This window comes from Synechococcus sp. UW106 (assembly GCF_900474015.1).
Lineage (GTDB): Bacteria > Cyanobacteriota > Cyanobacteriia > PCC-6307 > Cyanobiaceae > Parasynechococcus.
Genome location: NZ_UCNV01000009.1, coordinates 385,963 through 399,734 on the forward strand (window position 1 = coordinate 385,963; position 13,772 = coordinate 399,734).

Sequence of the window (13,772 nt, forward strand, 5' to 3'; positions counted from 1 at the left end):
CGAGACCGCCGGCGGAGTGGCCCGGAAGCACAGGGTTTTTTTCCTTTTAAGAGAGCGTTAAGGAAAAACGAGAATCCTGTCTTTTCTCTGACGGAAGGGACAGTGTCTTAAGGTTCTCTTCCGATTCTCATTTTGATTGTTTGCTGGGTCTGTTTGCCGCGTTACTTGTACCGATGTCGGGTGTGGTGACCCAAGGCGTCGAACCAGACCACCCAGCGTTGGATATCGCCTGCCGGGTTGGTCGTCCTGTGCGCGCGGCACATGATGGTGTTGGTCGGAGTCGCTGGACATCCACCCACGGATGGACGTTCCATCTTGCGGGCGATGGGATTAAGACCCGCTACAGCCATCTCAATGCTGGTGCCCCCGCAGGTTCCTATGACCGCGGTCAGATCATTGGTCTTTGTGGGAATACGGGACGCTGGTCAACCGGTCCTCACCTTCACTTTGAAGCGGAACCTCTGCATTTCCTCGACGCGCTTGAAACTCCCAGTGCTGATCAGCTGAAATCGATGGAACAGACGCCTCAGTGGCGTCAGCGTTCTGTGGAAGCGAGCCGCTGAGGGCTCAGTTCGAATCGGCGTTGTTGCTCTGACGACGCACTTCTCCGATCAACCACACGCCCATGAATCCAAGCGACGACACACCGAAATAGATCAGCACCCAACGCAGAACCCGATCGGGATCAGCCGCTGCGCTGGCGAGTAGCTCAGCGGTTTTGGCAAGCAGGTTTTCCATCAGTTCTGAAGATCGGGGATCAGCGTGAGTTGGCGAACCGGAGATTCTTCGCTGACGAATCCCCAGGCTTCAAACACCGTTGGATCGGGATGGGTGATGCGCTGCTCTGTTCCATGCCGTTCCAGCTGGAATCCTTCGCTGGACATGCGCCGCATCAAACTGGCTGACTCCTCAAAGCGGGCAGCCATCGCCTCGAGGCTCGAACAGTCAGCTGTGAGACCGGATTCACGCCAAGTGAAGTAGGTCATCCTGCCTCGATGCCTCGAAAGCATGACTTTAAGGGATATGAGCCGAAGAAAGCTTTCGTTCTGGATGTAGAAATCTCCTCAGTTCAGGATTTTTAGTTCACGCCTCCTTCTATTTGGCGGGCAGTGTTGTGGTCATCTTCTAATTTTTAAAACGTCACTTGTTTTTGCTGGTTGATGATCAATCTTTTGAAAAATATATTGATTTTGTGTGTTATGAATTCAAGTTCGACTCAGTGACGATCTGAACGGCTTCATCCTTGAGATCGTTCTAAAAAGGATTTTTCCCAGGATTTGATCGAAGATCAACGCTATGGATGCAGCACCAGCCCCAGAAGTACAAGACCTGCTGTGACCAGCCAGAACGTTGGTACCACGCTGCGTTCATCGGTGCCTCCCAGCTCAAAATGGTGATGAAGTGGCGCCATGCGGAACACGCGTCGGCCTTGTCCGTCAGGCCCTTTCGTGGCTTTGAAAACCCAAACCTGGATGATCACGGAGAGGGATTCCGCCACGAAGACGCCTCCCATCACCAGCAGGGGCCAAAGACTGTTGGACAACAGGGCGACACCACTGAGGGCTGCCCCCATCGCCAGGGATCCGGTGTCGCCCATGAAGGCTCGAGCCGGGTTTCGGTTGTGCACAAGAAATCCCAGCCACGCCCCTGCCATGGTCATGCAAAATCCAGCTAGGGCGGGATCTCCACTGTCCCCTCGCAGCATTAGCTGAAGCGCCAGACCCGTAAACACCAGAGCTCCACAGCCGCTGGCCAGACCATCCAGGCCATCGGTGAGGTTGGTGGCATTGCTCTCCGCCAGAACAACAAACAGCCCCAAAGGCCAGATCAGGATCCCCAGCGGAAGTTCAAGGCCCAAAGGCAAGGCAATGCTGCTGCTGATCCAGCCCTGCCAGGCTGCGACGACCAGAAAGACAAGGGCCGCAAGGGCCTGCAGCAGCAATTTCCCTCGCGCTGTCAGACCTGTGTTCGTGTGTTTGGTGAGGCTGCTCCAGTCATCGACGCCGCCGATCAGCATGAACGCCAACGTCAGCGAAGCCAGGCTGAGCAGTTGTTGCGATGCCACGGGGTCCCGCGTGATCAGGCTGCCGAGAATGACTCCGACGGGAACGACGAGCAGACCCCCCATCGTTGGCGTTCCCGCTTTGCTCCGATGGGATTCCGGTCCCTCCTCGCGGATGAACTGCCCCATCTTCAAGCGACGCAGAAGCGGTATGCCTAAAGCTGCCGTAGCGGTTGCGCAGACCGTTGAAATCAACAGAGGCAGGCTCAGCTGCGCATTGGTGATCCATTTGTCGGCTGCAAAGCTGGTCGCCAAGACAACCAGCATGAGCAAGCTGGCACTAATCGAGCCGTTCTCCCACCAAGGACGATGGATCGAATCCGTGGATTGCAAAGCAGCACTGGACTGGTCGCTGGGACCCTAGATGAGTCGTTCAGTGACGACCAGTCAGTGGTTGGGGGACATCAGTCCTCCCACTGCTCCTCATTTTGCTCGTCATCCTTGTTGTAATCCTCTTTCTCACCCATGAGCGCCGAGAGTTCTTCCTCTTCGACAGTGCTCACTTCGGGGGAACCGGATTCCTCGTCCGCGACGAGACGGCCGCTGGTCTCCAGCCAGGACAGGAGGTCGGGCTCCTCTCGCAGGGGCAGCACGGGTGCTGGGTCACGGCGCCCATAGCGGGTGAGGGACGGGTTGACGCTGTCCAGGGCGTTTAAATCAACCAGAGCGCTCATGCAGGGAGGGACACAGGCCAATCAACCAAGATAGACCACGTGCTGTTTTTGAGCTTCAGCTGAACAAACCTGCGCTTCTGATTGTCTTGTGGGGTCTGGCTCTGATGATCAGTGCTGGCTTGCACTGGTGGGGTCTGCAGCGGCCTGAACCATTGCAGACCTCTTGGATCGTGGCGCTGGTCCTGGTCTTTGCTCCGGCTGCGGGTCTGGCTGCATGGCTCCTTGTGACCTCACCTCAGGATGCGGCCGGCGAGACGAGAGAATCAGAGGAGTGTGATCAGGAGACCCATTGATGGGCCGCGCCAAGAAGGTGGTACTCGCCTATTCCGGGGGAGTGGATACCAGTGTCTGCATCCCTTACCTCAAGCAGGAATGGGGTGTGGAGGACGTGATCACATTTGCTGCAGATCTCGGCCAGGGCGATGAGCTGGAACCGATTCGTCAGAAAGCGCTCGATGCCGGTGCCAGTCAGTCGCTGGTGGGAGATCTGATCGAGCCGTTCATCAAGGATTTCGCTTTTCCGGCGATTCGTGCCAATGCTCTGTACGAAGGCCGTTACCCCCTCTCCACCGCTCTGGCCAGGCCTCTGATCGCCAAGCGCCTTGTCGAGGTGGCCCGGGAAGTGGGTGCTGATGCTGTCGCCCATGGCTGTACAGGCAAAGGCAACGACCAGGTGCGTTTTGATGTGGCCATCGCAGCGCTGGCGCCTGATCTCAAGGTTCTCACCCCCGCCCGTGAGTGGGGCATGAGCCGAGAGGAGACCATTGCTTACGGCGAACGCTTTGGGATGCCCGCCCCGGTGAGCAAGAAATCGCCCTACTCAATTGATCTGAATCTGCTCGGCCGCAGCATCGAGGCTGGACCTCTGGAAGATCCGATGGTTGCTCCGCCGGAAGAGGTCTTCGCGATGACCCGATCGGTGGAGGCTGCTCCCGATGCCTCAGAAGAGATCGAGATTGCTTTTGAAGCAGGCAATCCTGTTGCGATCAATGGGCAGCGTCTGGATCCCGTGGCGTTGATCCGTGAAGCCAACCGTTTGGCGGGCACCCACGGCATTGGTCGTCTCGACATGATCGAGAACCGGGTGGTGGGAATCAAATCCCGGGAGATCTATGAAACGCCTGGGCTGTTGCTTCTGATTCAGGCCCACCAGGAACTGGAAAGCCTGACCCTGGCCGCCGATGTTCTGCGTAGCAAGCGGCAATTGGAGATGCAGTGGGCTGACCTCGTTTACCAAGGTCTTTGGTATGGCCCCCTCAAGGATGCTCTTGACGGCTTCATGGATCGCACCCAGACCTACGTCAATGGTGTCGTTCGTCTCCGGCTCCACAAGGGAACAGCCACGGTCACCGGTCGCGGCTCAGCGGACAGCAGTCTTTACGTTCCCGAGATGGCGTCCTACGGCAGTGGGGATCAGTTCGATCACCGTGCTGCGGAGGGTTTCATTTACGTCTGGGGTCTGCCAACCCGGCTCTGGTCAGCATCCCACCGTCGTTCAGGCTGAACGCTGCTGCCTCTGCAGGAACTTGGGGAGCCTCAGGCCCGGAAAGCGCACGACGTTGTCCGGTTCTGAGGTTCCAGGGAGAGCTGCCTGCTGGGGCCGCTTGTTCTGTTCTTGATCAACCTGTTCAGCCAGTAGTTGATACCGCTCCATCAACGGCTCAAGTCGCTGTTGGAATCGACGCTCAAAAACGTCGGGCAGTTCTGCAAGCAGGTCTTCGTAAGCCTTGATCTCGGCTTCGAGCTCTGTGATTCTTTTCTTCAACAACTGAACAACCTCAACGTCGCCATGACGTTCGTTACAAGCGGGTTCTGTTGAATGACGCTGATCAGGTTGTGAATCCATGGGCGGACGCTATCGCCCACCCATGGATCAGACAATGCTGATCAGTCAGCTGATGCAGCTGCAGCTGTAGCTGTTTCGGCTTGCTGTTGCTGAGCGGCTTCACTACCAGGCATCACACGAGGTGCGGGAAGGGGACCTTCCTGCTTCACGGTCAGGTAGCGGATGACGTCCTCACTGAGGCGCATGGCCTTCTCGAGAACAGCAACGTGCTGGCCATCGCCGTTATGGCTCAGCTGCACGTAGATGCCTTCCTTGTGCTTGGCAATCGGATAGGCCAGGCGGCGCTTGCCGCGCATCTGGTTGTCCAGCACATCAGCACCGGCTTCGACGAGCATGTCGCGGTACTTGGTGACATGGCTTTCGACCTCCTCTTCCGGAATGTCCGGACGGAGGATGTACATGGTTTCGTAGTACGGATCGTGCGTCATGGGCAGCTCCAACGGGGCTTCAGGCTCACCGGAGTGAGCGACGGATCCAACACCTTATCCCCTGGTGTGCCCCTCCACCGTCAGTAGAGCTGCATGCGCACGGCTTGGCTGATGCCTGGCAGATCCGGTTCACGCCCTCGCCAGCACTCCACAAGAGCGAACACCAGAATGGCCAGCACTGCGATCACGATCGTGCTGGAAAGGGTGCTCAGCAGCAAGCTGCCTCCAGCAATCGGTTGGAGCAGGATTCCAAAGGCAAAGCTCAGAACAACGAGCACGATGTCTGTGAGCAAGGCCTGCAGAGTGTTGAATCGCAGGAAGTAGGGAACGGCTGGATTCCGCACCACCGCCAGAAAAAGCACGAAGAACAGCAGCAGGCCACCAAAAGGCACCCCCCGATTCAGTTGGATCAGAGGCACTGCTGGAACGATCAGCAATCTGAGCAAAGGGATCTGGTTAAACACACCGTCAGCCCCGAGGCCAAAGGGAATGGCGTCACTCCAGGGGAGCAGGTACACCAGCGGTGCGAGTAGCCGCTGCCAGAGGGGAATCTGCACGGTGGGGCTCTGACTTACAGCGACGTTAGGTCGCAAGAGCAGTCTCGGCGGCGCTTCGCATCGCCTCGGTTGGAACGTCATGGCGTCCGCTCCAAAGCCGCAGCGATGCAGCGCCCTGCTGCACCAGCATCTCGAGGCCATCGATGCAGCGATGGCCGCGGCGTTGCCCGGTAGTGAGCCAGCTGGTGGGCCTTGGTGTGTAGATGAGGTCGTACAAAACAGCCTTTGGGCTCAGCCCTGACCAGAGTTCCGCACCCAGGGGCATTGCTTTGGGGTCACCGTGCTGTGCCATTCCCACCGGGGTCGTGTTCACCACGAGAGCTGCTTGGGCGACGGCTTCTTTGAGCTGGGGCGCGTTCTCGAGGCAGGCCGTTAAAGGGGCATTGTCTTGTTGCAGATCGGTGTTGAAGGCCTGCAAGGCTTCGCTTCGTCGTCCCACCACGGTGATTGTGTTCAGCTTCAGGCTTTGCAGGCCGGCGACCACCGCACGGGCCGATCCGCCGCAGCCGATCACCACGGCATCGCGTCCGGCCCAGTCTTCGTTGGCGCCAAGTGGTGCCAGAAAGCCCTCCACGTCGGTGTTGGTGCCGTACCAGCCACCGTCGACCCCTGGGACCAGGGTGTTGACGGCACCCAGTCGCCGCGCCAGAGGACTCAGCTCATCACAGAGTTCAGCGATGGCCTGCTTGTGCGGGATGGTGACGTTGAGGCCCTGGCAGCCAACGGCCCTTAGACCCTGCAACACCAAACCAAGGCTCTCGCTTTCGCAAGGAAGGGCCAGGTAGCGCCAGTTGAGCCCCATTGATTCGAGGGCTGCGTTGTGCATCACCGGCGAAAGCGAGTGGCGCACTGGATTGCCGAGCAGGCCCAAAAGGCTGGTGCCGCCGTTGATCATTGCCAGGGCCGGATCGCTCCACCAGCCTGCCTGTTCGGGAACCACACCTCGCCTGTCACCGGGTCTGATGTGGAGGATGAACCCATTCAAATCACCATCTCAGGAGGTGGGCAACGATGGGAAAGGTTGTCGGCATTGACCTTGGCACCACGAACAGCTGTGTTTCCGTGATGGAGGGCGGCAAGCCCACCGTGATCGCAAACGCCGAGGGCTTCCGCACGACGCCCTCCGTGGTTGCTTACACCAAGAACCAGGATCAGTTGGTGGGTCAGATCGCCAAACGTCAGGCGGTGATGAACCCGGACAACACGTTCTATTCCGTCAAGCGCTTCATTGGCCGTCGTGTCGATGAGGTGAACGAGGAATCGAAGGAGGTGAGCTACGGCGTTGAGAAGGCCGGCTCCAACGTGAAGGTGAAGTGCCCGGTTCTCGAAAAGCAATTCGCACCTGAGGAGGTCTCAGCGCAGGTGTTGCGCAAGCTGTCTGAGGATGCCGGAAAGTATCTCGGTGAAACCGTCACCCAGGCGGTGATCACGGTTCCCGCCTACTTCAACGATTCCCAGCGCCAGGCCACCAAGGACGCCGGCAAGATCGCTGGTCTTGAGGTGCTGCGCATCATCAACGAGCCCACCGCTGCGGCTCTGGCCTATGGCCTCGACAAGAAGAGCAATGAGCGCATCTTGGTCTTCGACCTCGGCGGCGGCACCTTCGATGTTTCCGTTCTCGAAGTCGGCGACGGCGTGTTCGAGGTGCTCTCCACCGCCGGAGACACCCACCTCGGCGGTGACGATTTTGACAAGGTGATCGTGGATCACCTGGCCGAGACCTTCAAATCCAACGAAGGCATTGATCTTCGTCAGGACAAGCAGGCTCTGCAGCGTCTGACCGAGGCCGCTGAAAAGGCCAAGGTTGAGCTGTCCAATGCCACTCAGAGCGAGATCAACCTGCCGTTCATCACGGCAACGCCCGAGGGTCCGAAGCACCTAGACCTCACCTTGACCCGCGCCAAGTTCGAGGAACTGGCCTCCAAGCTGATTGATCGTTGTGCCATGCCCGTGGAGCAGGCGCTCAAGGACGCCAAGCTCTCTTCCGGTGAGCTGGACGAGATTGTGATGGTGGGTGGTTCCACCCGCATCCCGGCTGTGCTGGAACTGGTCAAGCGCATCACCGGTAAAGATCCCAACCAGACGGTGAACCCCGACGAGGTGGTGGCTGTTGGAGCTGCCATCCAGGGCGGTGTGCTGGCCGGAGAGGTGAAGGACATCCTTCTTCTCGACGTCACGCCCCTCTCTCTGGGTGTTGAGACCCTCGGCGGTGTCATGACCAAGATGATCACCCGCAACACCACGGTTCCCACCAAGAAGACAGAGACCTACTCCACGGCTGTGGATGGTCAGACCAACGTGGAGATTCACGTGCTCCAGGGCGAGCGCGAGATGGCATCCGACAACAAGTCGCTCGGAACCTTCCGTCTCGATGGCATTCCTCCGGCACCCCGCGGCGTGCCTCAGATCGAGGTGACCTTTGACATCGATGCCAACGGCATCCTCAGCGTCACCGCTAAGGACAAGGGCAGCGGCAAGGAGCAGTCCATCTCGATCACCGGTGCCTCGACCCTGTCGGATACCGAAGTCGACAAGATGGTGAAGGACGCCGAGGCCAATGCCAGCGCTGACAAGGAGAAGCGCGAGAAGATCGACCTCAAGAACCAGGCCGAAACCCTCGTTTATCAAGCTGAAAAGCAGATGGGCGAACTGGGCGACAAAGTCGATGCTGATGCCAAGGCGAAGCTGGAGGAGAAGCGCCTCCAGCTCAAGGAAGCCACCGAGAAAGACGACTACGACGCGATGAAGACCCTGCTGGAGGAACTGCAGCAGGAGCTCTACACCGTTGGTGCTTCCGTCTATCAGCAGGAGGGTGCTGCAGCTGGCGGCGGAGCTCCTGGTGCTGATGCCGGTGCTGATGCCGGTGCTAACGCTGCTGGTGGTGACGCCAGCGACGACGTTATCGACGCGGAGTTCACTGAGACCAAGTGATCGGTTGATCCATCGACGCGTTAGGGCCCTGCGGGGCCCTTTTTTATGGCTGCTCGAGTGCAGCGGCAACCCACTCCGCTGTGGCAGGTGCGAGCAGTACGCCATTGCGGTAATGCCCGCTGGCAAGAATCAGTCCAGGCTCCAGCTCCTCTAGTAGGGGTGCCGGGCGGTCCATGGGGCGGGCTCGCAGGCCATTCCACTGGGCGACCACGGTGGCTGTGCGCAGCCATTCCGGTGCTCGCCCATTCAGGCTGCGCATCAGGGTCATGGGGGCTTCGGCAGCGCAATCACCCGGTTCCACTGTGGCCCCAAGCAGCAAGCGCCCGGGTGATGTGGGAATCAGGTTGAAGCCCTGATCCACCAGCACTGAGGGCCAGTTGGTCCAGCTCGTTGGCCCCGTCGTTAGCTGGAGTGACAGAGCCTGGCCCAACACCGGCGTCATCGCTCGGGCGTGGCCCAGGGGTTCCAGCAGAGTGTCCGTGGTCAGTGCTGTGGACAGCACAACGACGTCATGGAGTGTGCTCTCACCGTCGGCTCGATGCACACTCCACTTGTTGTTGTTGTTGCGCTCCAGGTGGACCACTGCTGTGGTGGTCTGCTCCACGCTTTGTTCATTCAGAGCCTCTCGCAGAGCTTGCTGAAGCAGCAGCGGGTCGATTCGACCGTCGTGACGCGAGTGGAGCCCACCATGGGTGGCTGTCGGCCAGACCTTGTTCAGCGCTTCTTTGGCGACTATTTCCAGGCCCAGGTCGACGCGTTGGCTAGCAAGCCCCTCCATCCGTTCAGCCGCTTGTTCGTCCTCAGCGATTTGCAATAAGCCCAGATCGAGCTTGAGCTCAGGCTGGTGCGTTTGCAGCGCTCCGATCCATTGCGGCCAGAGCTCCATGCTTCGGCGGCGAAGCCTCCAGCCCCGCCCGCTGCTGCGGCGAAACACATGTCCCATCAGCACCCCAAGGGAGGCTGATGTGCCACTGAGATCGTTTGCCGATCCCTGGCGATGAACGGGGTCGTTCAGGCGAGGGTCGTAAACAGAGACATGATGACCTCGTTGGGCCAGATGCCAGGCGGTGCTGAGGCCAATGGCTCCAGCACCAATGACACCGATGGAGCGGGTCAGCTGAGGGCCTCAGCAGGGATCAGATCGCTGTAGGCGTCAAATCCGGCTGCGACAGCGCTGTAGGACTTCTGCATGCGGCTGAAATCCTGCAGACGTGCTGCCTCATCAAGATCGGCCATAGCTTCCTTCAAGGATCGAGCCACCTTGTCGGCCGCTTTGCGGTCGCTCTTATCCAAGCGCTGGTTGATGTACAGCATTTCCCGGCCCACTTCCTGCATGGGGCCATGGATGAGGTTGCGAGTGAACACCCAGTCTTCTTCACTCACCAGCCGGGCTAGATCAGGCAGACGAGACTTGGTGGCTTCAAATGCTGCGGCCTGGCGGCGGATCACCCCCAGATCATCAGGATTGATGCCGGCAGCATCGGCAGCAGCCGGGGCCATCAGACCCATGCTCAACGCGACGCAGAGGCAGAACGCAGCCAGGCGTCTCAGAGCCTTCAGCATGGTGATCAAAAAATTTTCTGCGACTTTAACCAGCCCCTCCTGCGCGGGAGAATTTGTTTTTCAAAGGTTGTTGTGAGTGACGCCACGGTCATCCTCCAGATGATCTGTCCCGACCGCCCGGGCTTGGTCAGCGAATTAGCGGGATGGGTGGCAGCCAATGGCGGCAGCATTCGCCATGCCGATCACCACACCGACGCCGGAGCGGGGTTGTTTCTCAGCCGGATCGAATGGCAGCTCAAGGGTTTCGGCATTCCCCGAGATGCCCTACCCGAGGCAGCTCAGGCCCTAGGAGAGCGGCTGGGTGGTGAGGCACAGCTCCACTTCTCCGACGCTTTCCCCCGCGTAGCGATCTTTGCCAGCAAGCAGAGCCATTGTTTGCAGGATCTGCTTTGGCGTGTTCAAAGCGGAGAGCTGCCGATGCAGGTTCCCTTGGTTATCGCCAATCATCCGGATCTGGAACCCCTGTGTGCGTCGTTCGAGATTCCTTTCATTTATGTGCCTGTCAGAAAGGATGCCAAGGCGGAAGCGGAGCACCGAATCTTGCAGCTGCTTGAGGAGAACGCCGTTGAACTTGCGGTGCTGGCCAAATACATGCAGGTTCTTAGTTCGGAGTTTCTCGAGCGATTTCCACAGGTCATCAACATTCACCATTCCTTCCTTCCAGCGTTCAAGGGCGCGCAGCCTTACCACCGGGCCTGGGACCGTGGGGTCAAGCTCATCGGCGCCACAGCGCACTACGTCACTGAGGATCTGGATGATGGTCCGATCATTGAGCAAACCACGGTTCCCGTCAGCCACCGGGATGAGGTGGAGGATCTGATCCGCAAGGGCCGTGACACTGAACGCCTTGCTCTGGCGCGGGCCCTTCGCTTGCATCTGCGCCGTCAGGTGATGGTTTACCGAGGACGCACCGCCGTTTTTGCATGACGTCTCATCGCGGCGGTCAGGCGTTCCAGCTCGGCCTTTTTCTGCTTCCCTCCAGTGCTCTGCTCTCGGGAATCTGTCTCCTTGTGGCTTGTGTCAGCGGAAGTCGGGGCAGGGATCGGCCTGTGTGGCGGAATCGCTGGACGCAACCGCTTCTTGTCGCTGCCCTGTTGATGCTGGTGGGGGCTTTGGGGGCTGACACTGGGCCTCTTGCCTGGGCTGGGTTGGCCAATTGGCTGCCACTGTTCTGGGCCTTCTGGGCCTTTCAGCCCTATCTCGCCAGCGAACAGCAGCGCCGCCAGGCGGCTTGGATGCTTGTGGCCGGAACCTTTCCTGTGCTGCTGACCGGCCTGGGACAAATGTTTCTGGGGTGGGAGGGTCCCTGGCAACTTGGAGGTGGTGCCATCATCTGGTTCGTCGCCCCCGGTGGCCAGCCGCAAGGGCGGCTTTCGGCCCTGTTTGATTACGCCAACATGGCGGGAGCCTGGCTCGGGGTGGTTTGGCCCTTGATGCTGGCGGCTGTGCTGCGACCGGATGGGTGGAGGCGGCGTGGTGCGGCTGTGTTGCTCACGCTTTCGACGGTTGTTGCTGTTCTGCTCACCCAGTCGCGCAATGCCATGGGAGCACTGGCCTTGGCGATTCCCTTTGTTCTGGGACCGATGCAGTGGTTCTGGTTGCTGCCCCTCCTGTTGTTGATGGCCTCTCCGTTGTTCTTGGTGGTGCTGCCCGGTGTCCCCCCTGGATGGCGTCAACTGGGCATGGCTGTGGTGCCGGAGCCGATTCTCGATCGGCTTCTGGAGCGGGGAGGGCCCACCGCCTGGAAACACACCCGTCTGGGCCAGTGGGGGTATGCCCTGGAGTTGGTTGCGGCCCGTCCCTGGCTCGGCTGGGGGGCAGCCGCGTTCAGCGTGCTTTATCCGATCTATGCGGCCAAGCGTTGGCATGGCCATTCCCACAATCTCCCTCTGGAGTTGGCGATCAGCCACGGCCTTCCGGTGATGCTGTTGATTGTCGGAACGGTGCTCCTTTTGCTGGTTGTGGCGCTGCGAAAGGGGATCCTGCAAAAAGCACCGATGGAACGGGCTTGGTGGACCGCCACGCTTGTGCTGGTGGCGATGCATGCCACCGACCTGCCGTTTTTCGACAGTCGCCTGAATATTCTCGGCTGGACGCTGTTGGCGGGTTTGGCTGCCTTTAACCAGGAGGTTGGGCAGATCCCACAGTCAAGGCCTGATCGTGATGGTCCCGCAGCGTCGTCGGAGCTAGGGGCCCCCTGAGGTGGGTCCAGGGCAGGGTCCGTGAGGCCTCCCATGGCTCGTGGATCACCGCACTCCATTGCGGAGGCGGCGGCAGGGCTGGCCCTGGCATCGGCTCGAGCTCACCGTTGAGAGCAGCCCGGTAGGTCTTTTTCCAGCCGCCCATGCTCTTGCGGTCTTCGCCAACGGCCGCGATCACCGGGGCCAGGCGACGGTCGCTGCGGGAGAGCAGGGCCTGAATCACGCTCCATCCATAGCTCTCCGGTCGGAACTCGATTCCCTTCGGTTTCAACCTTTTGGCCAGGCGTTTGAGGCGCTTCTCAGCTTCCGGTCTGACCCCTTGCCACTGGAAGGGGGTCTGGGCTTTGGGTACAAAGGTGCTCACCCCCAGGGTGAAGCGCAGTCCGGCTGTTCCTTTTTTGAGAGCCAGCAGGAGATCTGCCGTTGCTTCGACGTCGTCATCCGATTCCGTCGGCAAGCCCACCATCCCGTAGAGCTTGAGACTCGAGAGGCCGCCGTGTTTGGCATGGCGGGCCGCCTCATGGATGGCCTCCGTGGTGAGTTTCTTGTTCACCACCTCGCGCATCCGTTCACTGCCGCTTTCGATGGCGATGGTCAGGGAGCGGCTGCCCCGTTTGGCCAGGATCCGACCCAAATCCGGGGTCACGGTGGCTGCTCTCACCGAGCTAACGCTGACGCGGGTGTCATCGAAACGGTCCTGATCCAGCCAGTGGAGGAGGTCGGCGAACTGGGGATGCTGGGTGACGGAAGCACCCAACAGGCCAAGGCGTTTGGTGGCTTGCAGGCCTTTCTCCACGGCTGGGATCAGACCGTCATCCAACGACGGCGTCCGGAACGGAAGGGTCAGGTAGCTGGCCAGACAGAACCTGCAAAGTTCAGGGCAACTGCGCACCACCTCCACCATGTGGATGTCGGGCCAAGCGGCCTCAGGGGTGACCACCGTTGAGTGACTGAGGGTGTTGCCTCGCCAGGTCTGCTTTTCGACGAGGGCTGGAACCGCCGGATCGATCGGTTCGATGCCGATCAGCTCGCCGTCTGGGTCGTATTGCGGGGCATACAGCGACGGCACGTATACCCCTGGAACCTGAGCCAGGTGTCGGAGTCGTTCCGGCCGCGATGCCTGCCGGCAGCTCTGCAGAGCGTCGATGAAGGCGGGCAGCAGAAGTTCGCCGTCTCCGAGCAGCACGGCATCAAAGAACGGTGCCAGGGGTTCGGGGTTGGCCGTGAGCACCGGTCCGCCGCCGAAAACGATGGGGTCCTCATCTCCCCGCTCCAGGGCCCAGATCGGAATTCGCTGGTTCTGCAGTAGCTCCGGCAGTACAGGGCCGTCGAGTTCCCAGCTCAGGGAGAGCCCGAACAGATCGCAATGGCGGGGCAAGGGATCGTGCTGGTCTGTGAACAGTCGCCGAACGTCCACATCACTGCGTTGCGCCAACGTGGCCCAGACGATCTGATAACCCAGGCTTGTGATCCCCACGGAATAGGAGCTGGGAAAGGCCAACACGGCCTG

17 protein-coding genes are annotated in these 13,772 nt (G+C 59.9%); 6 read left to right on the forward strand and 11 right to left on the reverse strand.

All coding sequences use genetic code 11. The features are described from left to right. Positions 1-140 precede the first annotated feature (140 nt). On the forward strand, positions 141-563 hold the full coding sequence (locus DXY30_RS09575) for a M23 family metallopeptidase (protein ID WP_115094717.1): 423 nt from the start codon (positions 141-143) through the stop codon (positions 561-563). 4 nt (positions 564-567) lie between these two features. Here DXY30_RS09575 and DXY30_RS14195 read toward each other — a convergent pair whose 3' ends face one another. The 4 genes from DXY30_RS14195 to DXY30_RS09590 all read right to left on the reverse strand — a co-directional run bounded on the left by DXY30_RS14195 (position 568) and on the right by DXY30_RS09590 (position 2,736). Further along, a complete protein-coding gene (locus DXY30_RS14195) occupies positions 568-738 on the reverse strand; it encodes a hypothetical protein (protein ID WP_170951220.1) in 171 nt (56 codons plus the stop codon). Next, on the reverse strand, positions 738-986 hold the full coding sequence (locus DXY30_RS09580; protein WP_115094718.1) for a hypothetical protein: 249 nt from the start codon (positions 984-986) through the stop codon (positions 738-740). The genes DXY30_RS14195 and DXY30_RS09580 overlap by 1 nt, the downstream gene beginning before the upstream one ends. A gap of 308 nt (positions 987-1,294) precedes the next feature. Next, positions 1,295-2,329, reverse strand: coding sequence for a phospho-N-acetylmuramoyl-pentapeptide-transferase (gene mraY / locus DXY30_RS09585; RefSeq protein ID WP_244281369.1), 1,035 nt, complete (start codon positions 2,327-2,329; stop codon positions 1,295-1,297). 137 nt (positions 2,330-2,466) lie between these two features. Then, positions 2,467-2,736, reverse strand: coding sequence for a DUF3134 domain-containing protein (locus tag DXY30_RS09590; RefSeq protein WP_006850710.1), 270 nt, complete (start codon positions 2,734-2,736; stop codon positions 2,467-2,469). An 86-nt stretch (positions 2,737-2,822) separates the two neighbouring features. Between DXY30_RS09590 and DXY30_RS09595 the strand changes: the two genes are divergently transcribed. Next, entirely contained in the window at positions 2,823-3,029 is a 207-nt protein-coding gene (locus tag DXY30_RS09595; protein WP_115094720.1) for a hypothetical protein, read from the forward strand. Beyond that, positions 3,029-4,240, forward strand: a complete 1,212-nt coding sequence (locus tag DXY30_RS09600) for an argininosuccinate synthase (RefSeq protein WP_115094721.1) — start codon at positions 3,029-3,031, stop codon at positions 4,238-4,240. Before DXY30_RS09595 ends, DXY30_RS09600 begins: the two co-directional genes overlap by 1 nt. On the opposite strand, the gene DXY30_RS09605 is transcribed toward DXY30_RS09600, so the two are convergent. The 4 genes from DXY30_RS09605 to DXY30_RS09620 all read right to left on the reverse strand — a co-directional run bounded on the left by DXY30_RS09605 (position 4,232) and on the right by DXY30_RS09620 (position 6,462). Beyond that, entirely contained in the window at positions 4,232-4,582 is a 351-nt protein-coding gene (locus DXY30_RS09605) for a hypothetical protein (RefSeq protein WP_115094722.1), read from the reverse strand. The genes DXY30_RS09600 and DXY30_RS09605 overlap by 9 nt on opposite strands. 41 nt (positions 4,583-4,623) lie before the next feature. Next, positions 4,624-5,010 (reverse strand): 30S ribosomal protein S6, encoded by a 387-nt coding sequence (gene rpsF, locus DXY30_RS09610; protein ID WP_115025022.1) that lies wholly within the window; start codon positions 5,008-5,010, stop codon positions 4,624-4,626. An 80-nt stretch (positions 5,011-5,090) separates the two neighbouring features. Continuing rightward, positions 5,091-5,567 (reverse strand): Tic20 family protein, encoded by a 477-nt coding sequence (locus DXY30_RS09615; protein WP_115094723.1) that lies wholly within the window; start codon positions 5,565-5,567, stop codon positions 5,091-5,093. Between the two features lie 25 nt (positions 5,568-5,592). Further along, complete coding sequence (locus tag DXY30_RS09620; RefSeq protein WP_115094976.1) at positions 5,593-6,462, reverse strand: shikimate dehydrogenase; 870 nt, start codon at positions 6,460-6,462, stop codon at positions 5,593-5,595. Between the two features lie 116 nt (positions 6,463-6,578). On the opposite strand from DXY30_RS09620, the gene dnaK reads away from it, so the two are divergent. After that, entirely contained in the window at positions 6,579-8,498 is a 1,920-nt protein-coding gene (gene dnaK, locus DXY30_RS09625; protein ID WP_115094724.1) for a molecular chaperone DnaK, read from the forward strand. A 43-nt stretch (positions 8,499-8,541) separates the two neighbouring features. Here the strand turns inward: dnaK and DXY30_RS09630 are convergent, their stop codons facing one another. Together DXY30_RS09630 and psbQ are read right to left on the reverse strand one after the other, a co-directional pair. After that, positions 8,542-9,603 (reverse strand): FAD-binding oxidoreductase, encoded by a 1,062-nt coding sequence (locus DXY30_RS09630; protein ID WP_115094725.1) that lies wholly within the window; start codon positions 9,601-9,603, stop codon positions 8,542-8,544. Between the two features lie 8 nt (positions 9,604-9,611). Beyond that, the gene (gene psbQ, locus DXY30_RS09635; protein WP_115094977.1) at positions 9,612-10,061 is read right to left on the reverse strand and encodes a photosystem II protein PsbQ; all 450 of its coding nucleotides are present in this window, start codon (positions 10,059-10,061) and stop codon (positions 9,612-9,614) included. Positions 10,062-10,133: 72 nt separating this feature from the next. Here psbQ and purU point away from each other — a divergent pair, with 72 nt between their 5' ends. Together purU and DXY30_RS09645 are read left to right on the forward strand one after the other, a co-directional pair. Beyond that, entirely contained in the window at positions 10,134-10,988 is an 855-nt protein-coding gene (gene purU / locus DXY30_RS09640) for a formyltetrahydrofolate deformylase (RefSeq protein WP_115094726.1), read from the forward strand. Further along, the gene (locus tag DXY30_RS09645) at positions 10,985-12,262 is read left to right on the forward strand and encodes an O-antigen ligase (protein WP_115094727.1); all 1,278 of its coding nucleotides are present in this window, start codon (positions 10,985-10,987) and stop codon (positions 12,260-12,262) included. Before purU ends, DXY30_RS09645 begins: the two co-directional genes overlap by 4 nt. Here the strand turns inward: DXY30_RS09645 and DXY30_RS09650 are convergent. Beyond that, positions 12,180-13,766, reverse strand: a complete 1,587-nt coding sequence (locus tag DXY30_RS09650) for a radical SAM protein (protein ID WP_170951221.1) — start codon at positions 13,764-13,766, stop codon at positions 12,180-12,182. The two genes, DXY30_RS09645 and DXY30_RS09650, sit on opposite strands and share 83 nt — an antisense overlap. Positions 13,767-13,772: the final 6 nt, after the last annotated feature.

Bases quoted from the DNA above. Each gene is read 5' to 3' on its own strand.
- DXY30_RS09590 (WP_006850710.1), bottom strand. From the start codon at position 2,736: ATGAGCGCTCTGGTTGATTTAAACGCCCTGGACAGCGTCAACCCGTCC.
- DXY30_RS09645 (WP_115094727.1), top strand. From the start codon at position 10,985: ATGACGTCTCATCGCGGCGGTCAGGCGTTCCAGCTCGGCCTTTTTCTG.
- DXY30_RS09580 (WP_115094718.1), bottom strand. From the start codon at position 986: ATGACCTACTTCACTTGGCGTGAATCCGGTCTCACAGCTGACTGTTCG.
- DXY30_RS14195 (WP_170951220.1), bottom strand. From the start codon at position 738: ATGGAAAACCTGCTTGCCAAAACCGCTGAGCTACTCGCCAGCGCAGCG.
- DXY30_RS09605 (WP_115094722.1), bottom strand. From the start codon at position 4,582: ATGGATTCACAACCTGATCAGCGTCATTCAACAGAACCCGCTTGTAAC.
- mraY (WP_244281369.1), bottom strand. From the start codon at position 2,329: ATGCTGGTTGTCTTGGCGACCAGCTTTGCAGCCGACAAATGGATCACC.
- dnaK (WP_115094724.1), top strand. From the start codon at position 6,579: ATGGGAAAGGTTGTCGGCATTGACCTTGGCACCACGAACAGCTGTGTT.
- DXY30_RS09620 (WP_115094976.1), bottom strand. From the start codon at position 6,462: ATGATCAACGGCGGCACCAGCCTTTTGGGCCTGCTCGGCAATCCAGTG.
- rpsF (WP_115025022.1), bottom strand. From the start codon at position 5,010: ATGACGCACGATCCGTACTACGAAACCATGTACATCCTCCGTCCGGAC.
- DXY30_RS09600 (WP_115094721.1), top strand. From the start codon at position 3,029: ATGGGCCGCGCCAAGAAGGTGGTACTCGCCTATTCCGGGGGAGTGGAT.
- psbQ (WP_115094977.1), bottom strand. From the start codon at position 10,061: ATGCTGAAGGCTCTGAGACGCCTGGCTGCGTTCTGCCTCTGCGTCGCG.